At 43.0% G+C, this 20,811-nt stretch carries 22 protein-coding genes and 2 tRNA genes; 10 read left to right on the top strand and 14 right to left on the bottom strand.

Annotated features, from left to right (window positions below):
- Window positions 1-398: 398 nt before the first annotated feature.
- On the bottom strand, window positions 399-743 hold the full coding sequence (locus ICN35_RS11360) for a hypothetical protein (protein ID WP_255535668.1): 345 nt from the start codon (window positions 741-743) through the stop codon (window positions 399-401).
- Window positions 744-1,072: 329 nt separating this feature from the next.
- Here ICN35_RS11360 and ICN35_RS01365 point away from each other — a divergent pair, with 329 nt between their 5' ends.
- Genes ICN35_RS01365 through ICN35_RS01355 form a run of 3 tightly spaced genes read left to right on the top strand, consistent with a single transcriptional unit; the run spans window position 1,073 to window position 4,695 of the window.
- Window positions 1,073-2,584, top strand: coding sequence for an arylsulfatase (locus ICN35_RS01365; RefSeq protein ID WP_216123657.1), 1,512 nt, complete (start codon window positions 1,073-1,075; stop codon window positions 2,582-2,584).
- Window positions 2,585-2,630: 46 nt separating this feature from the next.
- Window positions 2,631-3,566 (top strand): transporter, encoded by a 936-nt coding sequence (locus ICN35_RS01360; RefSeq protein WP_216123656.1) that lies wholly within the window; start codon window positions 2,631-2,633, stop codon window positions 3,564-3,566.
- A 13-nt stretch (window positions 3,567-3,579) separates the two neighbouring features.
- Entirely contained in the window at window positions 3,580-4,695 is a 1,116-nt protein-coding gene (locus ICN35_RS01355) for a formylglycine-generating enzyme family protein (protein WP_216123859.1), read from the top strand.
- Window positions 4,696-4,805: 110 nt separating this feature from the next.
- On the opposite strand, the gene ICN35_RS01350 is transcribed toward ICN35_RS01355, so the two are convergent.
- On the bottom strand, window positions 4,806-5,246 hold the full coding sequence (locus ICN35_RS01350) for a DUF6641 family protein (protein ID WP_216123655.1): 441 nt from the start codon (window positions 5,244-5,246) through the stop codon (window positions 4,806-4,808).
- Between the two features lie 371 nt (window positions 5,247-5,617).
- Here ICN35_RS01350 and ICN35_RS11355 point away from each other — a divergent pair, with 371 nt between their 5' ends.
- The gene (locus ICN35_RS11355; RefSeq protein WP_255535667.1) at window positions 5,618-6,067 is read left to right on the top strand and encodes a hypothetical protein; all 450 of its coding nucleotides are present in this window, start codon (window positions 5,618-5,620) and stop codon (window positions 6,065-6,067) included.
- Between the two features lie 156 nt (window positions 6,068-6,223).
- Here ICN35_RS11355 and ICN35_RS01340 read toward each other — a convergent pair.
- Window positions 6,224-7,311, bottom strand: a protein-coding gene (locus tag ICN35_RS01340) for an IS3 family transposase (RefSeq protein ID WP_216123649.1) whose coding sequence is annotated in 2 segments (ribosomal slippage) — window positions 6,224-7,059 and window positions 7,059-7,311 — 1,089 coding nt in all. Because the reading frame shifts where the segments join, the coding sequence is not laid out codon by codon here.
- Window positions 7,312-7,624: 313 nt separating this feature from the next.
- On the opposite strand from ICN35_RS01340, the gene ICN35_RS01335 reads away from it, so the two are divergent.
- Window positions 7,625-8,191 carry a site-specific integrase gene (locus tag ICN35_RS01335; RefSeq protein WP_216123642.1) on the top strand — a complete coding sequence of 189 codons (567 nt, stop codon included), beginning with the start codon at window positions 7,625-7,627 and terminating at the stop codon, window positions 8,189-8,191.
- 117 nt (window positions 8,192-8,308) lie between these two features.
- On the opposite strand, the gene ICN35_RS01330 is transcribed toward ICN35_RS01335, so the two are convergent.
- From ICN35_RS01330 to ICN35_RS01300, 7 genes are all read right to left on the bottom strand, one after another.
- Entirely contained in the window at window positions 8,309-8,899 is a 591-nt protein-coding gene (locus tag ICN35_RS01330) for a Fic family protein (RefSeq protein WP_216123640.1), read from the bottom strand.
- Complete coding sequence (locus ICN35_RS01325) at window positions 8,877-9,068, bottom strand: antitoxin VbhA family protein (protein ID WP_215301999.1); 192 nt, start codon at window positions 9,066-9,068, stop codon at window positions 8,877-8,879. Before ICN35_RS01325 ends, ICN35_RS01330 begins: the two co-directional genes overlap by 23 nt.
- Before the next feature lie 140 nt (window positions 9,069-9,208).
- Complete coding sequence (locus tag ICN35_RS01320) at window positions 9,209-10,420, bottom strand: integrase (RefSeq protein WP_216123638.1); 1,212 nt, start codon at window positions 10,418-10,420, stop codon at window positions 9,209-9,211.
- A 196-nt stretch (window positions 10,421-10,616) separates the two neighbouring features.
- Window positions 10,617-10,877: a hypothetical protein gene (locus ICN35_RS01315; RefSeq protein WP_216123636.1), complete on the bottom strand. Its 261-nt coding sequence runs from the start codon at window positions 10,875-10,877 to the stop codon at window positions 10,617-10,619.
- Between the two features lie 175 nt (window positions 10,878-11,052).
- Window positions 11,053-11,337, bottom strand: a complete 285-nt coding sequence (locus ICN35_RS01310; protein WP_216123634.1) for a hypothetical protein — start codon at window positions 11,335-11,337, stop codon at window positions 11,053-11,055.
- Between the two features lie 124 nt (window positions 11,338-11,461).
- Window positions 11,462-11,857 carry a hypothetical protein gene (locus ICN35_RS01305; RefSeq protein WP_216123632.1) on the bottom strand — a complete coding sequence of 132 codons (396 nt, stop codon included), beginning with the start codon at window positions 11,855-11,857 and terminating at the stop codon, window positions 11,462-11,464.
- A gap of 115 nt (window positions 11,858-11,972) precedes the next feature.
- Window positions 11,973-13,214, bottom strand: a complete 1,242-nt coding sequence (locus tag ICN35_RS01300) for a hypothetical protein (protein ID WP_216123630.1) — start codon at window positions 13,212-13,214, stop codon at window positions 11,973-11,975.
- A gap of 438 nt (window positions 13,215-13,652) precedes the next feature.
- Here ICN35_RS01300 and ICN35_RS01295 point away from each other — a divergent pair, with 438 nt between their 5' ends.
- Both ICN35_RS01295 and ICN35_RS01290 read left to right on the top strand, forming a co-directional pair.
- Entirely contained in the window at window positions 13,653-13,943 is a 291-nt protein-coding gene (locus ICN35_RS01295) for a hypothetical protein (RefSeq protein ID WP_088525048.1), read from the top strand.
- Window positions 13,921-14,250: a hypothetical protein gene (locus ICN35_RS01290; RefSeq protein WP_088525049.1), complete on the top strand. Its 330-nt coding sequence runs from the start codon at window positions 13,921-13,923 to the stop codon at window positions 14,248-14,250. The genes ICN35_RS01295 and ICN35_RS01290 overlap by 23 nt, the downstream gene beginning before the upstream one ends.
- 146 nt (window positions 14,251-14,396) lie before the next feature.
- Here the strand turns inward: ICN35_RS01290 and ICN35_RS01285 are convergent, their stop codons facing one another.
- Window positions 14,397-14,690 (bottom strand): hypothetical protein, encoded by a 294-nt coding sequence (locus ICN35_RS01285; protein WP_216123626.1) that lies wholly within the window; start codon window positions 14,688-14,690, stop codon window positions 14,397-14,399.
- 2 nt (window positions 14,691-14,692) lie between these two features.
- On the bottom strand, window positions 14,693-16,846 hold the full coding sequence (locus tag ICN35_RS01280) for a YadA-like family protein (protein ID WP_216123624.1): 2,154 nt from the start codon (window positions 16,844-16,846) through the stop codon (window positions 14,693-14,695).
- 244 nt (window positions 16,847-17,090) lie between these two features.
- Here ICN35_RS01280 and ICN35_RS01275 point away from each other — a divergent pair, with 244 nt between their 5' ends.
- A complete protein-coding gene (locus tag ICN35_RS01275) occupies window positions 17,091-17,786 on the top strand; it encodes a TetR/AcrR family transcriptional regulator (protein WP_216123622.1) in 696 nt (231 codons plus the stop codon).
- 244 nt (window positions 17,787-18,030) lie between these two features.
- Here ICN35_RS01275 and ICN35_RS01270 read toward each other — a convergent pair.
- Window positions 18,031-18,107, bottom strand: a tRNA-Arg gene (locus ICN35_RS01270).
- A 36-nt stretch (window positions 18,108-18,143) separates the two neighbouring features.
- A tRNA-Pro gene (locus ICN35_RS01265) sits at window positions 18,144-18,220 on the bottom strand.
- Window positions 18,221-18,280: 60 nt separating this feature from the next.
- Between ICN35_RS01265 and ICN35_RS01260 the strand changes: the two genes are divergently transcribed.
- Together ICN35_RS01260 and ICN35_RS01255 are read left to right on the top strand one after the other, a co-directional pair.
- Window positions 18,281-18,649 carry a hypothetical protein gene (locus tag ICN35_RS01260; RefSeq protein WP_216123620.1) on the top strand — a complete coding sequence of 123 codons (369 nt, stop codon included), beginning with the start codon at window positions 18,281-18,283 and terminating at the stop codon, window positions 18,647-18,649.
- A 74-nt stretch (window positions 18,650-18,723) separates the two neighbouring features.
- Complete coding sequence (locus ICN35_RS01255) at window positions 18,724-20,811, top strand: TonB-dependent receptor (RefSeq protein WP_216123618.1); 2,088 nt, start codon at window positions 18,724-18,726, stop codon at window positions 20,809-20,811.

The following is a 20,811-nucleotide window of genomic DNA, read 5'->3' as shown; positions in this document are numbered from 1 at the left end:
GTTTTTGGCCTGCCCAGCATGATTCGAACGTGCGACCTACGCCTTAGAAGCTTAAAAAATGATATAAATTAATAGCTTAGACAATGATTTAAGCCTAGCTAGATCAGGTGTGGCATACGCACCGAGAACCTTGGAGTTGGGTGGAACTGACCATATGGCGTGTGGCATCCGCAGATGCGGAGTCGGTTAAACCGACACTAAATGATGTGATTTTATTTTACGAGATGGCAAACCATTTTTGCTATACCTCTCGGCCCCACGAGCATCGAAGTTTAATTAGCAAGTAATTCGTCAAAACCACCGTATTTTGGCGTGATTTATGACAATCATTATGGTCATGGGAGTTAGATTAAAACTGGTGGGGGTCGAGATCTTGGATGGAGTTAAAAACTGCGCAGCTATATATTTGAGTTAGCTAATGAAATCTGCTGTTGAGCTCGTTTAATCTTTTGTCGATTACGCTCCATCTTTAATGCTTTACTAGCAGCGTCTTTCTGTTTTTGTAAATTGGCCACTCTAGCCTGCTCTGGTGTTTGTGGGGGCTTAGCTTTAATAGCAGAGATAACCTCATCAATCATTTGATACCCCCTGCTTTCATGGGTAACAATTGATGGGGTGCTAGCTAGACTATTCATCCCAAATTGATATTGAAGGATTAATCGGGCATGGATAGAACTATCAGCAAAGACAGCTGTATTAACTAGCTGACTCTTGATCCTGACATAGGCTTGATATTTGTTCATGCAAGTATTTAGCTAGTCTGGTCTACCCAGTTCAAAAGGTATAACCGCTATCCATCCCATAGCGGACACTCAAAACTGGGTAATTAGGGGTATTTGGCTGGCGGAGATCGGCCAATAAAAGACCTTTATCGGTTTTCGCGCCACCCGCCATCGAGTCAATAGGCATTAAAAGGGTTTGTGGTTATGCAACACACTTGCTACCAAACATATCATGCGCGGTGGAATTTTGTTAATAAAGGTTATTGCTTAAAGTATTATCCCCCTCTTGAGCTAAGCGGTTCCTTTGCTGCTGGGCTAGTTAAAACAATTGCCAATAAGCGGAGACTCGAATGTTCTTAAAAAGATTACTGATTGGGTTCTTGTCTATTTCAGTGGTTGCACCAACAGTATTTGCACAAACTGCCCCCACTCAAAAGAAACCTAACGTTGTTTTTATTCTTGCAGATAACGTTGGCTATGGTGATATGGGGCCTTACGGTGGCGGTGAATTGCGAGGTGCTCCTACACCACGCACTGATGAATTAGCTAAGAGTGGGCTGAAGCTCACCCAGTATTTGGTAGAGCCAGCATGTACACCATCTCGTGCTGCATTAATGACCGGGCAATACTCTATTCGAAATGGTTTGTCACTTGTTGCAGAGGCCGGTACTCCTAGTACTTTGCCAGGCAAAGCCTACACAATGGGTAAATTGTTTAAAGATGCGGGTTATGCAACCGCAATTTTTGGAAAATGGCATTTAGGTGCATCACCTCAGAGTTTGCCTGGTGCTCACGGATTTGATCAGTATTACGGTTTACCGCCTGATGTCTCTTGGGATTCTGCCACCTACGTTGCGCAAGCTATACAAACACATTCCTATCCAAATGTTCCCGATAAAGTTTTATATGAAAAGGGACCTTGGATTACTCAGCAAAAGGGAAATGGACCGCTTAAGCGTGTGAAGCCATTTACGATGGAGGTCAGGGCAGAGATTGATAATGAGTTGACTGAAAAATCAATTACATTCATGAAGCAGGAGAATGCAGCTGGCAAACCATTCTTTCTTTATTTACCATTCTCAATGGGTCATTCACCCAATCTTTCCTCAAAACAATTTGCAGGAAAGTCCCGCATTGGTCAGTACGGTGACAAATTGATGGAGGGGGATTACCACGTTGGTCAAATAATGGATGCCCTCAAAGAAATGAATATTGAGGACAATACTATTTTGGTTTTTGCCTCTGATAATGGCAGCACCGGACAATACATGATGACTTATGATCGATTGGGTCTTGGCGCTCCTGACATGGGATCAAATGGTCCATTTCGAGGAGATCTAGGCGAGGCCACGGAAGGCGCTGTCCGAACTTTTTGCTTTATTCGCTGGCCTGGTCATATCGCTCCAAATACCTCCTCATATGCCATGTTTTCGATCATGGACTTTATGCCAACCTTTGCCGCTATCTTAGGCGCTAAGCTACCAACAGATCGAGCCATTAATGGAGTGAATCAATTAGGCGTGCTTACTGGTAAGAGTAAAACAGGTGATCGCGAGCATTTAATGTCATTTATTGGCGCGGATTTAGTGGCAGTTCGCTGGAAGCAGTGGAGAATGTATTTTAGAGATATGAATCGTACGGGCACTGGTCAGCAAATGCTTGGCGGGATAGCTGCTAATTCAGTTCCAATGTACTACCCAAAGGTTTACAACATCGAAATGGATCCGCACGAAGATTTGCAATTAGTAAATTACGAATCAATTTCAGTTAACGCATTTAAAGCAATTCAAGAATATCTTGCCTCGGTTAAGAAGTTTCCCAACCCGCCACCTGCTAACTTAACCAACTTTAATCAGCGTTAAGAAGGAATATTGAGTGCATAGCCAGCTTTGCAAAGGGAGTCTAGGAATGTTTTCTAGACTTTTTTTGATTTCAATCGGCTTCTTTTCATCACAATCAGTATTGGCGGATGAGGGCGGAGTGCCCTTTTGGATGTCTGGCCAATATGCCAGCATGGCAGCAGTCCCCATGGCAACTGGATGGTCTCTAGTAGCAATGCCATATGTGTATAGCGGTAATGCTGATAAATCAAAAAATTTTCAACATGGTACAAGTATTAATGCTGGTTTGAGCGCAAGAGAATCTTTAGTTTTAATGCAATTGGGATATGTAGCGGAAGAAAAGATTCTGGGTGGACAGCCTTACCTAGGTGTAGGTTGGGGTCCAGGCACTAACACTACTACCGCTACAGTAAGCGTTGTTAATCCAAGCACCCAATTGAATCGCTCTAACACTAGCAATGGAAGTACCGATATTTATCCATTGGCTAGCTTGACCTGGAACCGGGGAAATAACAATTTCAAGACATATGTAACTGGTGATATTCCAATGGGTACGTATAGCCCAACGAGTCTTGCAGCTATTGGTATCGGCCACGCTGCAATCGATGCTGGTGGTGGCTACACCTACCTTAATAACACTACAGGACTAGAGTTTTCTGGAGTGCTGGGCGCTACTTATAACTGGATGAACCATCAAACCAATTACCAGAACGGCATTGATTCCCATCTAGACTGGTCTGTATCGCAATTTGTATCGCAAAACTGGCAAGTGGGTATTGCTGGTTATGGTTATTACCAGCTTACGGCTGACTCAGGAAGTGGAAATAGGGTCGGTGCTTTCAAATCTCGCATAGCAGCGGTCGGCCCACAAGTTGGTTATCTGTTTAATATTGGTAAAAAGCAAGCCTATATTAATTTACGTGCTTATAAAGAGTTCTGGGCGCAGAACAGGGTTGAAGGGTATGCAATGATTTCAACCATCAGTATTCCACTGAGAAAGTAGCAAGACGATGAATATGCGTCGCACAGGTGTTTTGAGTGCAGTACTTGCAGTTTTAGGAATCGGCGCATATCTGGTCTGGAGTAACTTCTTTTTAAAACCTCAACAGGCAGCCCCTCAAATTCTTCTTGGTGACGGCATAAAGGGACCCAAAGGAATGGCTTGGATTCCTGGCGGTGAATTTTTGATGGGTAGTGATCATAAAAAAGCACAAGCCAATGAGAGGCCCACACATAAAGTGAAGGTGCCTGGATTTTGGATGGATACCACTCATGTCACTAATGATCAATTCACACAGTTTGTAAAAGAAACCAATTACAAAACCACTGCAGAGCAAGTTCCCGATTGGGAAACTATTCGTGTACAACTTCCACCAGGAACACCTAAGCCGTCTGCTTCAGTATTTGTGCCTGGAGCCATGGTTTTTGTTGGCACGAAGGCAAAGGTAAATCTTAATGATTACTCACAATGGTGGGCCTATGTGCCTGGCGCTAATTGGCAGCATCCAAGCGGACCAAAAAGCAATATTGATGGCAAAGGAAATCATCCAGTAGTCCAAGTGAGTTACGTGGATGCTTTGGCATATGCTAAGTGGGCAGGCAAACGATTGCCTACAGAAGCGGAATGGGAGTTTGCTGCGCGCGGTGGTTTAAACCAAGCAACCTATGTGTGGGGTGATCAACTAGAGCAAGAAGGAAAGCTGCCGGCCAATATTTGGGATGTAAAGAAACAGGCATTCCCGGTGATTAATCCAGTTATAAGCCCCAAAGCTGGCGGCGCAGTAGGTACTAGTTCCGTTGGAACATATCCTCAAAATGGGTATGGCTTGTTTGATATGACTGGCAATGCTTGGCAATGGGTTGCCGATTGGTATCACGCTGATTATTTTGCAATGCAAGCCAAGGAGCATGGAAATAGCGTTGTTACTAATCCTCTTGGACCAAGTAATTCGTATGATCCTGATGATTATGGCGTTCCACCCAATGCTCCAAAGCGAGTCATTCGTGGCGGATCATTTTTATGCAACGAAGATTACTGCCAATCCTATCGTCCAAGTGCAAGACGCGGAGCAGATCCATCTAGCCCAATGTCTCATTTAGGGTTTAGGCTGGTAAAAGATTCAACGCAATAAGTGCGTAGGTTATGTCCGCCAAAGTCTGCTTTGGATCGACTTGAGTCTATGGTTGATTCCTAAGGCGAATGACTGCTCAGCGTAGAGGAACATCCATTCGCATTTCTACGTTACTTTTTAAAGCCACTACCTAAACTAGAGCTAGCTAACTCAATCTGGGTATCTAAATCCCCTGCTTCCACAGCAACCTTAACTGTTTCTAGCGCCTTAATTAAATCCTCAGCACTATCGACTTGAATACTGGGCTTGCCTTTGGCTAATTCAATTGTGCAAGCTCCATATCTAATGGAAACGCAGACCTTCCCTTCTTCAGTCTGAAACCACCACGGCTTAATGCGCTTTGGCACCTCTACATGCTTACGAATCCCCGTTTCTTTATCTTTAATACTACGAAACTTCATTAGCACAAAAGGTGTTCCTGACATCTGCCCTTTGGCCAATTGGATTTGCTCCCATAATCGACTTGAAAGTTTATTCCTTCGAATCACAATTGCTGGTTGATGAACCGGCTTCTTAAGAGCTACTAGTTTTAATGCGGTCAATGCGCTCATATTTCCTCCTATAAATGAAATAGCCATTTCAATTTATTTTCGGAATAATGAATTGGACAACCTCTTTTTTATTTTGACTAATTTTGAGCCAGAAATTAATGGGTTTTCTTAACAAGAGCTAAATACTTTTGCGAGTTGCTGTGTTTCAAAGTGCGGTCGCAAATAGATAAAGAAGTTACTGGTAGTGAGTTACTAGTTACTCGAGTGGCAAATGAGTAGCTCTGACTAGCAACACGACTTAGTGACTATCTCTTTGAGATCTGCAACTGAACTCAAAGCAACATCTTTTTGGATCTACTCCTCTAGCAACCAAGCCACGAAAGCAACAGCTCGCAACGAGAACTCAATCAATTTGAAAAAAGGAGAACGATATGAGAGAAATTGCGGTTAGAGGATTTATGAACGAGAAATTTAATACCACCTTTGGTAAAGGCTTATTTAGAAGAGCGATGTTTAATGGCTCAGTAGAGCTAGGTAGCCCAAATCAAAAATACTTAGTGGATTACTTTGAATATAGCAATTGGGAAAATACTGCCAAAACAGATCAGCAGATGGCGACTGTTCGAAAACTCAGCGAGGCTGGTATTGCAGGTCAAGCTGGAGTTTTAATGTCTTGGATCCAACATTACGATCCACTCACTAAGACAAAACAAGATGTTGATGGATTTAGCATCTACTCCCCAGAAACTAAAGAGCTGCATGTAGAGATTGAAGATCTAGCAAACAACACTAAGGATTCCTGGACGCTAGATGTACATCTTTGTAAAAGTACTGGCGTTAATAAGCCGGTGTTTATAGCAACCAATGTGGATTTGAACTAATTGACGCTTTGAATTTGTACAAAATTCGCCTCAAAAAAGCCCTATACGCAAAGATCTATCAGCTTCGCAATACTGAGTAGCTGGAATTACTAAAAACAGCGTATAGGGCTGGTAATCCCCCCCCCCATTAACCACCGCTCTCAGAAGTAGGATTAATTAAGCAACCATGGCCAGTCGCTGTTTCGGGGTAATGCCGCCCAATGCCATGTTTGGACGTTGATGATTGTATTTATACATCCATTGTGTCGCAAACTCTTGAACTTCGTTAATGCTTTCCCAATAATGCTGAGATAACCATTCATATCTGACGGTGCGATTAAAGCGTTCCACATAAGCATTTTGTTGTGGTTTGCCTGGCTGGATATGTTGTATGTGGATTTGATGTTTAGCTGCCCATTCCATGAGTCTGCCGCTAATCAGTTCCGGCCCATTGTCCGCTCGAATCACACAAGGCTTACCTCGCCAAGTGATGATCTGATCTAAGCTGCGAACGACTCGCTCAGATGGTAAGGAGAAGTCCACTTCAATCCCTAAGGCCTCACGATTAAAGTCATCAATCACATTGAACAGTCGGATGGATCTGCCGTCCTCTAGCTGGTCATGCATAAAGTCGATTGACCACACCTGGTTAATGCTTAGCGGCACAACCAAGGCATCGGGTTTATCTCTGACTAAACGCTTACGAGGTTTGATACGTAAGTTCAGCTCTAAAGCCTTGTAAATACGATAGATACGCTTATGGTTCCATTTGAAGTTCTTGACGTTGCGAAGGTACAAATAGCAAAGACCAAAACCCCAGCTACGGTTGTTATCGGTTAAGCGGATGAGCCAGTTAGCAATGAGCTCATTTTCGGTATTATTCTTCGCTTCGTAGCGGTAGCAAGACTCGCTGACCCTAAAAGCTTCACAAGCCAAACGAATGGGGATTGCTTTATCTCTGACTGCCCGCTGGGCCATCTCACGTCTGTGAGACGGCCTCACCACTTTTTTGCGAGGGCCTCAGTCACGATCTCCGCTTTAAGCTTCTCTTCGATGTACATCTTCTTAAGTCTGGCATTTTCAGCTTCAAGCTCCTTCATGCGAGCCATCATGGAGGTATCCATACCACCGTATTTGGCACGCCATTTATAGAAGGTAGCAGTGCTAATGCCCAGCTCACGGCAGACTTCTGGAACAGCTAAACCAGCATCGACCCGTTTTAGGGCATCCATGATCTGGGTATCAGTAAATTTAGAACGCTTCATGTAGAACTCCTCTAATTGAGAAAATTCTACTTCTGATTACTTTGGTTCTAGGGGACGATTACCGGCTGATTTGAGCTACTAGCAGTAATTCGTGGGATTTTCGCCACGATCCGCACTAAATACAAGCATTGATTCGTCAATTAAAACGATTAAGAAAATATACATTTTCTTAATCGAATTATTTTTGTTTTACTAAGTCATTGATTCTTGGAAGATCTTTTGACTGCAACCCGAACTTGAGCCTCGGTTGTCCTTTTGGAAATAAGAAAACACACTCTATGTGTAATTTTATTTATCAAAGGAAAACCCATAAATGGCACAAGCTAAAACCCTCACCCAAGCAGAGCTCGATCAAATACTGCGTTATGTTTCCACTAAGAAATATCCGCAGCGTGATAGAGCTATCATTCTCACCAGTTTTTGGTCGGGGCTTCGCGTCGCAGAAATTGCATCGCTTAAGATGGGCGATGTTCTCAATATTGATGGCAGTATCAAAAATGAAATCCGTTTGTCTGCAGCTCAAACGAAAGGCGGTCAACCGAGAACCGTATTTCTTCCTAAGAAACTACAAGACGAATTATTGGCCTATATTGGTACTAGACATGCCAAGATGCCAGAGATCCCTTTTTTCCATACAGCAAACAGACTGGGATTTTCTGCAAACGGCTTATGCGTATGGTTTTATTGGAACTACAAACACTCCGGCATTTCTGGGGCAACGAGCCATTCAGGCAGAAGAACCTTTATTACGAATTTAGCCAATAAAGGTATTTCAGTAAGAGTTTTGGCTAGTTTGGCAGGCCATAAATCCATTGCCGTTACCCAAAAATACATTGACGTAAATGACGATATGAAACGCAATGCAGTAGAGCTCATTTAAGTTTGTCGGTTTAATCGACAAACTAGTGTCTCTTTAAGTGACGCTGGTAATGTCAAATCACCACAAATCAAGCACTTTTCAGCCCAAGCGTTACTTTAAGTAACGGTGTGAAACTGCTTATTGGCTGCTGAGCTTATCTAGAATGAGTTGCGCAAGCGCCTTCTCGTCACCAAAAAAGGCTAACTCCATTGCTTGATACATTTGGGACTGGTTTAGATCGGAATAATTGAGCCTAAACCCAGCCTCGCTAGCTAACTGAGCAATAAACACTCGCTGCACCCGTCCATTGCCATCCCGAAATGGATGCAAGACATTAATCTCAGAAAGATAGTGGGCTAACTTCTGTGCAACTTGCTTGATATCTTGATTTTGGAATAAATGCTCTTTAGCTAAATTACTGAATAAAGTTTTGGCGGCTGAATCAATCATGCGGATATTTGCAAAACGGCTATTTTCACGGCTTATATCTACAGTCCGAATCTTTCCAGCCCAATCATAGACATCTTGAAAAAGAGCATAGTGAATTGCTTGCAAATGCGCTAAATCAAAATTACCTTGAATTGGATCTAAATCTAAAGCCACTAAACGCGAAGCAGTCATATCAGACTCAAACGCCTCAAGCTCATTTTGATCCCTAAAGCCCAATTTGTTTTGCAATACCGGAGAACCCGGATAGCAATAGACACTATCCGCGTCGTAGCGCGACATAGCGTTCTTTAGTCTCTGCAATGATTTGATCGATTGTTTTTGATCCACCAATAAAGGCATCAAAATCTTTCATCAACTCATTGCTAGGCTTCATACCCTCTACCCGCAAAGAACCCAAGGCATTGTCAACAATGTCTTTTCGGTTTAAGGTAGTTTGATTATTTTTCATAAGGGCTGTTTTATCTATATTACGGTATTTTAAGGGGTGCTTCCAGAAAATTAACCCTTCATTAAGACCTGCCAGCAAATAGGGCGTAGGTTGTAGCGTCGGGTAAAACCGACACTAAATGGTCATACCCTCACCCATCTCTACCCTGCCAATTTTTCCGCACTCATCATTGGTGTTAATTTTGAATAATGACGTTCAATCATCCCCACGCTAGTACCCATTTGTTTTGCCAATGTGTGAATATCAATACCATCTGCCAATCTAAATGTAGCGTAGGTATGTCGCAGGCTATACAAGGTTCTATTCTTACCTGTCGCATCCTTTAATAAGTTAGATTCAACCATTAGCCGCTCAAAGACATCATCTAGACTATGCGGAGCATCTCCTTCTGGAAATACAAAGACCTTGCGATCTAACTTGGCTTCAATCACTGCATCTAGATTCTTATATGGCAATGCCTGCCAGGCAATTAAACGCTCTAAAGCCTCAATCACAAAATGCCTTGCTATTAGGTATCTAGGCCCCGTTTTGCCTGATACCCAGACTCTTAAGTAACGCTGCTCACCAATCCAATGCCACTGTAGAACTTTCCAGCGGATCGGCATACTCTCTGTGCCCTGCCGTATTCCAGTACCCAATAAGAACTCCACATAGACCCTGCAAAGTCTGCGCATATGATTACTGCGTTGATTACGGCCAAAACGTTCCCAGTCCCGCATATATTCCAATAAGTAATCGATCTCTTGGTGGCTAAAGGCTGGTCTAACCTGTGCAGCACCACCAGTGACTTCCAATAAAGGAATATTGCGGTGCTGTTGAATTAGTCCTTGCGCTCTGGCTCGCTCAATTACCCGCTTATATAAGCCTGCGTGACGCCTTTGGGTATATGTTTTAGGACTCTTACCCATCTTGGATATACGCCAAGCCGCATAGTCATCAACAAGCTCATGGGTTATGTCATTAATCTGATAATTGCCAAAGAACGGGATTAAGTACTTGGTATAGATATGAATATAGTCCGCATGAGTGCGTTTATTAGGATTGGCTTGGACTACTCGGGCAGACATAGCCAGCTCTTGCATGGCTAATTGCCGAAAAGTCTTGGTCTTAATGGCTAGATCACTGGCTATCTTGACCTTGACTGTTTCATAGATAGTAATAGCTTGGGTCGTGGCTTCAGCCACTTGATCTGAGCCCGTACTAGCGGAATGCCAGGCACCTGTAGCCAGCTTGAAACGGCATTGCCATTGGTGGCTATTAGGCCTCTTATAGAGGATCAGAACTCCATAAAGGAGTTTGATAGGCTCAGTTTCAGTGGTTGAGCTAGAAAATAAGAGCGATAAATTATTCATAACAAGTGTCTCGAAACACGACACTAGTAAGCTTAATTTCAGATTTACGTTTGGGCGACCTGAATTATTTACTGTCGGTCAAACCGACACCACGGCATCAGGGCCGCGATGGGCTGTTGCTGATCGCGAAGCAGACCTTAGTCTAAATTGAGCATGGCAGGCAGAGATCGATCCAAAGCGGACACTCGAAGAGAACCTAATGAGAGCAGTAATTATTAATATTTGATTGCAATTGAGGACGCATCTCTTTTGCATATTGAATACACTCTTGGAGTGTTTCTTGGCAACCATCTGCTGGATTAGCATTTAACTCTGTTTCCATATTTTCGCAGTAAGCCAACTGAGTGCTACCGCCAGGACGGGTGATGTTGTTAACCGCCCTATCCCAAAATACTTGACATACACCGCCTTGTCCGGGAACAAAAAAGATGCAATATTGAGGCATCAATCGCGTCATATATCCGGTAAGAATAAGTTCGGGTAACCCACTGGGTATTCCCTCATAAGGGGCTGACGGAACAGAATTGCTGCGTGTTCTTTCAATAGCTCTTGACTCACTTTTATTAACGTTCAGATTAGTTTCAGCCTTTAAAAGTAATGAAAAAGTGATGGCTACCAAGAAAAAAGAATGTTTAATTACCACACGGAACCTCTCTTGAACTTTGATTTATTTTGCAGTAGGCCGTAACGCCTCGATGAAAAACTGTACCTTCTTCGCCTGCTAAAAAGCATGTCATACCATCCACAAAGCCAAGGATTGGTTGCATCCCACCTTCGATTGGCGGTCCATATGGCCTAAACGTAAATGTGGGCGGTGTCACACCTACTTCAACAGAAATGCACTCAGCAATTTGCGCTAAAACAGATCCTGAACTTAGCAAGAGTACAAAAGACGTGACGATCACTTTAAATTTCATATTAAGTTGGCCTGTAGAAAAATATCGGGGAAACTATTTAAATGAGGGAGTCAATGATTACCCCCTCTAGACTCAAATTCTATAAAACGATAGGGTTGAATAATGATTTTGCAATCTGCCCTCTTTACCACTCGGGTACTGGACGTCCTAATGGGGTTTGGCCTGGTGGACAAGTTGTAGTATTCCAGTATTCGTTTGCCCAATTGCTCCCAGGTGATGTGCAGTAAACCGTCATGGGAATAGGCTTATTTGGAGAGCTATAACCAACACCTCCGCAAGATTCTTTTACATACTGCGTGCAGTCTTCTGCGAGCATTTGAGCACTTGCAACTCCCATCATCATCCCTCCCCGATATTGAAATGGCATTGGTTTTGGGGGTGGTGGCGCTCTCCCTGGAGCGCAATTTCTTGCCATACACATTGAACCATAGCCCCAATATCCAGCCTCTTGAGCAAAGGCTAATGTGGGAGTCATAAGAGTGATGATGGCACAAGGAATAAAACTTTTTAGATATTTCATAGTAGCTCCTTTAAATTATTAAATGTCGCTTGATATAAAAAACTTAATCTCCCTCTCTTTGGAGGCTGTGCTTCAAAATGAAGTCATACTGTCTAACAAAAAAGCATGCTGGACATTAACGCAAGAGAATTCCTGGTGATACTGGGATACTGCCAGGGACTTTATTAAGGCTTAGTAATTGCGAAATAATCTTCAAGACCATTGGCGAATAGCCGTTATCGTTTGCTGGAATACTATGAACATCGTCATCAATATTTTTTACTCTTGCAAAATTTCTATTACTTGAGTCATTTTTTCTGACAATCAATAAGGCATATTGATTTTCTTGGCCAATTTTTCGAGCTTGAGTAGTTGCTGATGGAGGCAATGTAACAATGAAGGGGTTTTCTTGATTCTGGGCGGATACTACCTGTCCAAGATATTCGAAGACTGTATTGGGTGATCGAATGGTTAAGATTAGTTCAGATTTAGAGCTCTTATTTTTAGGGGCGTTTAGACTTGCTTTGCAAAAAATGTCAGAGCTAAATTCTTCTTTAACAAAGTTGGCAAATTTGTTCTCATCAACGCAAATCTTAAATTGAGGTTGCAGTTGCATTTGGCTGTACATTCCACCATAAGCACCGGATGATCCACCATACCCGCCATACCCACCTAGACTTTGATAAGGCGATGGCATGTTAGGTTGTGAATAGTTTGCTGTTCTACCTAATGCAGGAGAACTATTTTTCTTTGGCCCCTCTTTGATCTGATCAACAGTCAAGCCGTAACTTAGCAACTTATAAAGCTCGGCTTGGAAGGCGGGATATTCTGGTAAAAGCGGATTGTTTATATACCGAGTAGATTTACCATCAGCTTGCTTAATTTCAATTGAAGCAACTACTAGACTAAACATTACCTCTCTCGGGATATTATCGGAAATAAAAAACTTGGCAGTTCCAATGGGGATTTGAGATAAAAATCCTTGTAGAAAAGTAGAGTTATCTAGTGAGGACTGGGAAAAGTTAAAACTATTACCAAAAGATGGTGCAAGAGTCGGGCTCAGTGAGCTTATGCCAAGAGGGCCGCCCGCAAGTCCTCCAATGAAACCATTCATTGATGGACTTAATCCTGGACTAAAACTTACATTTCCAGAACCATTTATACTGGGAATATCTAGAAAACTTAATGGACGCTCATTAGACGCACGGATGATATTAATCAGGATGCTATTTAACTGGTACTGCTCCAAAATGATAGCGTAGCGTGCCGACATCTCTGTAAAGTCTGGAGTGACGGGAGTAGTGCAACCCCCAATCAATATTGTTATTGAAATTGAGCTACAAATTGCTTTGATGCCATTAATGATGGTGGAATTCACTGACACCCCAAGAATTGAACTATGTTCGAAATCTAGGGCGGTAGGTTTGGCAAGATGCCAAGTCAGCTCAGAGAGATATTGCTACTATTCTACATAGTGTTCAGGATATAACAAGGCGTAGCTCTATGAATACCCAAGATTACTCAATTGAAGCTTGTAATCAAAGTGTTTAGTTGAAGTCTCATCGGCCAGTCGGGTATTTGGCCTGCCCAGCACGATTCGAACGTGCGACCTACGCCTTAGAAGAATTCGTGGCTGCTGGAATATCCATATATTTCAATAACTTAGACGCATAAATCGGCGCTGTGTAATAAACTGTGTGATACATAAGTGTTGCTTAAAAGACAAATCCTCATCTAGCTTTCAACACTCAATAAGCATTATTTGACAAAATTCATGCCATCATGCAATAATGTAGCACGAATATAGGAGAATGTCATGGGCGCAGTTATAGATCACCAAGTTATTAAATCCATTGGATCGAGTGGGCAAATCTCGCTTGGAAAAGAATATGCAGGACGTCAGGTTCTTGTTGAAAGCCCAGAGCCTGGAGTTTGGATGATTCGCACCGCTACCGTCATTCCAGATAATGAAAAGTGGATACATACGCCAGCCCTTAAAAAGGATTTAACTGCTGCTTTAGCCTGGGCACAAAAAGCACCCGCTAAAGCAAGCGACCTTTCTAAATTAAAAATGGCTAAAGCGCATGGCACGAAACGTAAAGCCTGAGCCATTAGTCGAGCTTGATCTTAATAGTCCTGTTTTTCAATCTGCCTGGAGTGATTTAGAGCTAGCAGAGCAAGAAAAGGCATTTGCTACCTTTAAAAAACTCACGCAACTAACCTGGAACCAAGTCTATCGAGACAAGGGCTTGAAATGGGAAAAGATTCACAGTATTGCAGCCCCTAAAAATATTGAAGCGCTCTACTCCTTTCGTGTAAGCAAATCTATTCGAGGGATTGGCTTTAGGGAAAATCACTTTTTACGAGTCTTATTGATAGAGCCAAACCATGATGCCGCTTATGGGAAAAAATAGTTAGAGTGAACGGCAACTGTAAACTATGTGGTCGGTACCGGATGTAAACCATGTGTCCGGTACGGACCAAAGCAGACCTTTGCCTTAGTTACCGATAGCAGTCTCAAAACGACCCAAAGCAGACGGCCACAACGTACTAAGATTAATTATTTTTTAACAGGGGAGTTGGCCTTTAGGCAACTTAACGAACCCAGTGAATTTGAATCATAAACCCACTTACCATCAACCTGTTTTCGAGATGCGGTATCTGGCATTAATACATAACAAACAACATCGTCAGAGGCATCATAAAGCTTATAAATTCCAGCTCCTGGTTGTCCTGCCTCAAATGTCGCTATGTACTGCATTTGAACCTTTTGTTTTGTTTGCGTATTCTGAGCAATAGCGTTTAAAGAAGTAAGGCAAGCCAGGACAATAGCAAGGAATTGAGGTGGCTTCATAATCAAAAACTAAAACCTAAACCAGCAGTAGTAACAACTCCTCCATAGGTAGTCGTCCCAGCTGCAATTTTTACAACAGTTGATTGCGTTAAGCGTGCTTGCGCCCCAACTGAAATAGCGCTTGAGCTAACATAATTTCTAACGCCAACTCCTACACTAAAATTCTTGCCCGACTCGATGGCTGGTATGCCGGCAATTGCACTTGCACCAGCGATACCACGCTGAGCAATCAAATTATTCTGATTGACTTGAGTCTGAAGATTATTTACTTGGGTCTGGATTCCGTTGACTTGACTTTGGAGTGCTGGTGATGATCCGCTAGAACTGGCAATTAATTGATTTACCTGTCCTAAGTTAACTGCATCAGTAGTGGCTGTAGCATTTGCAACATTCTGCAACCGATTGTTATTAAAACTTACGGTTGAGGTACCTACATTTGAGCTATTTTGATTACCAATCGTTACAGTAGAGGATGCACCCGAGCCAATAGTGGCATTTCCAGTACTGGTTAATACCCCCGTGTTGTTGATGCCATTGGCTGTTGTTACTCCGGTTACAAGTAATGTTCCACCAACAGTTGCATTATTTGTAATTGCAGCACTATTTAAAGTAGCTTGATCCGTCGTATTGAGGGTAGTTGTAGCGATATTCCCTGTATTAGAAATACCATTAGCTGTCGTTACTCCGGTTATATTTAAAGTATTACCAATCGTAGTACTTGAGCTTGTATCACCAATAACAATCGTATTATCAGAGCTTGAAATTACACCCGTTCCAATTGCTACTGAATTAACACCGGTCGCACTTGAATTGGATCCAATTGCAATTGCGCCAACACCATCTCCAGAAACTGAACCTGCTACTGCACCGTATCCTAAAGCTATAGAGTTGGTGCTGTGAGCAGCAGAGTTCACTCCTGTTGCAGTTGAACCTAAGCCTCCTGCCCTTGAGTTTTGACCAGTTGCGGTTGATTGAATGCCAACAGCAACTGCAGATTGACCTGTAGCGGTTGATTTAAGACCGCTAGCTGTTGCACTTTTACCAGTTGCAGTTGAATAACCGCCCGTTGCTTGAGAGGATAGACCTGTTGCGGTTGAAGCAAGACCAGATGACGTTGAACCCTTTCCAGTTGCTGTTGAGTAATCGCCACTAGCCTTTGAGAACATACCAGTTGCAGTAGAAGAATTACCACTAGCTATTGATGATTGACCTGTTGCTGTTGATTGAAGGCCGCTAGCTACTGAGTCTTGACCTGTTGCAGTTGATTTATCACCACTAGCTATTGAATTGCTACCAGTTGCAGTTGAACTATCGCCTGTTGCTTGTGAAGAAAAACCAGAAGCGGTTGATTTAAAACCACTGGCACTTGAAGACATACCTGTTGCCGATGATAGATCGCCACTAGCTGTTGAGCCTTGACCAGTTGCAGTTGCTTGGGCACCACTGGCAGTAGAAGATTGTCCGGTTGCTGTTGAAAAATTACCACTAGCTGTTGAACCTTGACCAGTTGCAGTTGCTTGGGTACCAATGGCTATTGAATTATGACCTGTTGCAGTTGAATAAAGACCAGATGACGTTGAACCCATTCCAGTTGCTGTTGAGTAATCACCACTGGCTATTGATGCTCGACCAGTTGCAGTTGATTGAATACCGCTGGCGATTGATGTGTCTCCCGTTGCAGTTGATTGATCACCACTAGCTGTTGAAAAATGTCCGGTTGCTGTCGAACTACTACCCATAGCTACTGATCCTACGCCAGTTGCGGTTGAATAATCATATACGGCTTGTGCATAAGCACCAGTTGCAGTTGATTGATAACCACTAGCTGTTGCGGATCTGCCGATTGCAGTTGAATGAAGGCTGCTAGCCACTGAATTAGTGCCAGTTGCGGTTGAATATTCGCCAGTTGCTTCTGCATAAGCACCAGTTGCAGTTGATCCAATAAAACTGAGTGCGGATTTTCCGATTGCAGTTGATTGATCATTATTTGCTGAGGCGGAGTTACCGATTGCAGTTGATTGATCACCATTTACTGAGGCGCCAGTTCCGTATACGGTTGAATCAACGCCAGCGGCTACTGAGAATTCAGTGAGTCCGATTAATAACATTAAAGAAATTGTGGCTATAAAGGAATTGAGTAATTTGCGTTGATACATAAAAAATTAATTGAATATGGTTTTTAATTAGTTCTTGGCTTGTTAAAAAATCTCTTGCTACTGACTAACTTGTCGGTATAAATTTATATTGTTTAAGATTAAATTAAAAAACTAAATTTGAATCAAGCGGTCGGTTTTTAAACTAATGTAGCCATGAAGCCCATGTGAAATCAGGCTTCTAAAACTAATACTGAGAACAATTACTAAATTAGAATCAAGCGGTCGGTTTTGAGAGAAAGTGACTATGACAAATAAGCAAAAAGTATCCAAACCCCTGAATAAATCCAATTCTCCTGTGGCTAGAACAGGTCAAGGCGTCACGCTTAAAAAGCGTCTTTTAAAGGCCAAAGAAGAGGATCTTTTAAGCGGTAGGGAAAAGATTTTGATGGCGGCTCGGGCCTGTTTTGCCAAACAAGGCTTTGCTGGCACATCCATGAAAGATATTCAATTGGCCGCAGACTGTTCACGTGGAAACTTGTACCACCACTTCAAAGCCAAAGAAGAAATAGTCCAAATCATTACTGAGCAGAACCTAGGTCGATTCAGTGATCGTATCGATACCATTCTCAAAGAATCTGATGCGCGTGACTTGAGCTTATTAGAGATTATTCAAGAATTAGCCAGTTTTGCCGAAGAAATTACCAAAGGTCCCGGCAAAGGAACTGCGTTCCATGTATGGTCAATGTCAATGGTTGAGCCTGAAGTACGTAAAACCATGCTGATTTACTTTGAGAGAATTCGTAGCGGCTTAGAGAAAAAAATTATTCTCTTGATGAAAAAAGGCAAGTTGAAAAAAGATAAAAATACTGAGCAGTTATCCGTAGCCCTATTTGGATTGGTCATACCAGGCTTTACTGTACAAAGCGTATTCATGGATGAAAAAGCAATTGATTCTGCCAAGTATGTGCGAGCACTCAACTTGCTTATTGGTAACAAATAAGATCAACCTACGCCCTGCCTGAGCGAACCTTAAAAACCACCTGACCGTCACGTAACCGGACAACCTAGAGTCGGGTCAAACCGACACTAGATCGTCAGGGTCAAATTTCCTCTGAGTTGCTCATAGTCCGCCAGGATTCTCCACGCTAGACCAAGGCCACACTTACGCTAACCAAGCTCACGCATGATCAGATCAATAGACCGCGATCTACCAGCCTACTTCTATATGAACCGATATGAAATTTTGGCCTGCCCAGCACGATTCGAACGTGCGACCTACGCCTTAGAAGGGCGTTGCTCTATCCAGCTGAGCTATGGGCAGAATATGCTGGGTCTGTATCTAGAACAATCAGGAAAGTGGTCGGAGTACAAGGATTCGAACCTTGGACCCCCTGCTCCCAAAGCAGGTGCGCTACCAGGCTGCGCTACACTCCGACGGAACCAACATTCTACACCGGCAGAGCTATTACAGGCAAATCCTGTAAGATTCGGAGCATGGTTGCCTATTTTTACAGCAAATTAACTAAGCAAGTTCACGCTGCTATTGCAGTGGCTTTGCTTATGGCTTGCATGATGGGAACCCATTGGATTGGCTTTGCTCACAGTATTAGCCACGCAAGTATTCAGCAACAAAGTATTAGCCCATCATCCGCAGATGAATTTGCTCCCACATCGGTTCACAGCTCAGATATTTGCCATCTTCTTGATGCCTTAACTTTAGCTGGTTTCATACCAGAAGCATTCATTGGAGTGCTGCTATCTCAAACTACTAGCTTCGTTCTAGCCAGTCCCCTAGAATTTCACTTTGCGCAAGCTGCCCAATCGGCTTACCAATCACGCGCTCCCCCTGCTGACATCCTTTAAAACCCGTACCAACTAATAAGGTTGGATACCTCCCGTTTTAATCATCACCACTTTTTGGTGATCTTGGATGAAATATGAATTACAGGCATTACTCCACATTTCGATATGCATTATTACTAGCTACTTCGATTGCTAGCTTTTCGGCATGGCCGCAAGGCAATGCCGAACCATCATTGCAACTCAATGTCAGCGGCGTGCGTGATGATGGTCAAGGGTTTTTATCGCCTAATAAGGTGCTTTCAGGTGATGATTTACAAAACAAACTGAGTGGCACGCTTGGAGCAACTCTGGCAAATGAGCTAGGTGTTTCAGCAACGGGTTATGGTTCGGGTGCATCTAGACCGGTAATACGAGGACTTGAAGGTGCTCGAGTACAGATTTTGCAAAATGGTTTATCCGTTGGTGATGTATCAAGCATCTCCGCTGATCACGCAGTAGCTAATCCGATGCAAAACACGCATCAAATTGAAATCTTGCGGGGTGCATCTGCCCTTCTATATGGATCGGGTTCTAGTGGTGGTCTAGTGAATGTGGTGAATGATCGCATCGTCACCTCAATGCCAGATGCCCTGTCTGGAGCCATGAATACCAGCTATGAAACAGTCAACCAAGGTAAAACCGCAAATATTGAATTAGATGCGCCTGCTGGCCCATTAGCATTACATTTTGATTCGACAATTAGCAACTCAAATAATTACCGTATTCCGGGGTTTGCTGAACAAGGGGGTCCCAATGCCAATTGGTCAATCAATCCTGGGCAAACCGTGAACGTACCCTATAGTGGAAAGCTTCCATTCTCATTTAGCAATCAAAATAGTTTGGGATTAGGCGCATCCTATTTAAGATCAGACGGTTATACCGGTGTCTCCTTAGAACGTATGAATCATAACTACGGCATACCCACTGCTGAGGGTGGATTTATTCAGCAGTCACAAAATCGTTATGACTTTGCCCATCAAGCCAACGATCCCTTTGACGGTTTTTCATCGATCAAGATTAGTGCAGCTAACACCAATTATCAACATACTGAATTTACTAACAATGGTGTGGCATCAACGCAGTGGAATAACACTGCATCGGAAGCGCGTTTAGAGCTTACCCACAAAGAACTGCTAGGGTCGAAAGGAGTGATTGGCGCACAAGTAATCGGAGCTACTCTGAATGCGATGGATTTCAATACCAATAACTATGCCATCGTGCCGCAGACAAAATCGAACTCCACCGCACTATTTTGGGTTGAGGAAGGTCGTTACGGACCCCTGAAGAGCAGTCTAGGAGCGCGCTATAACTATGCTGCCCAAAATCCCAATTCAGCCACGCAATTTCCGAGTACGAGTTCACAAGGATTTACTCCAAATACCTATGGTCCACCAACCATTCAAAACCGACAGTTCAATCTGATGTCTTACTCTGCTGGTGGTATGCTTGATGTAGCTCGCGGTTATGGTTTGGGTTTGGCCTATACCGTTTCACAGAGGGCACCAACACCACAAGAGCTTTACTCCTATGGTCCGCATGATTCCACTGCTACTTTTGACATCGGTAATTCCAATTTAGGTACAGAAACGTCACATAATCTTGAATTGAGTTTTCAGAAAACTTTAGGGCTCATGCGGAGCAAGGTGAGCGTCTATCGCAATCAATTTAGTAATTACATCTATGGTTTTTATACAGGCTCTTATAGCAGTACGAATAACAACTTCTCAGTGGTACAAGCTTCCCAAGCAAATGCCAATATCCGTGGTGCCGAAGGAGAATTGACCTATAACTGGAATCAAACAGGTATTGGTGGACGGCTATTTGGTGATGTATCGCAAGGAAGCTTCAATGCTGGTGGCAATTTACCTTTACAGCCAGCACCCAGACTTGGTAGTGAACTTGCTTATCAACGTGATGGTTGGCTTACCGGTGCGACCTATATTTATAGCTATCAACAGAACAGGCTAGCAAGCTGGGAAATTGGTCCTACCCCGAGTTATAAGCTCTTAAATGCAAATCTCTCCTACACAGAGCGAATTGGTAAAATCAATTGGACTGGATATATGGCACTAAAGAATCTTCTCAATGAGGAAATTCGCTATGCAACATCACCTATGGCCGTGAGACTCTACGCGCCTCAACCAGGAAGAAGCTTAATGCTTGGAGTCAGAGCAGCGTTTTGA

This window comes from Polynucleobacter sp. es-GGE-1 (genome assembly GCF_018882005.1).
GTDB lineage: Bacteria > Pseudomonadota > Gammaproteobacteria > Burkholderiales > Burkholderiaceae > Polynucleobacter.
This window is presented reverse-complemented; position numbering and strand designations above follow the sequence as displayed.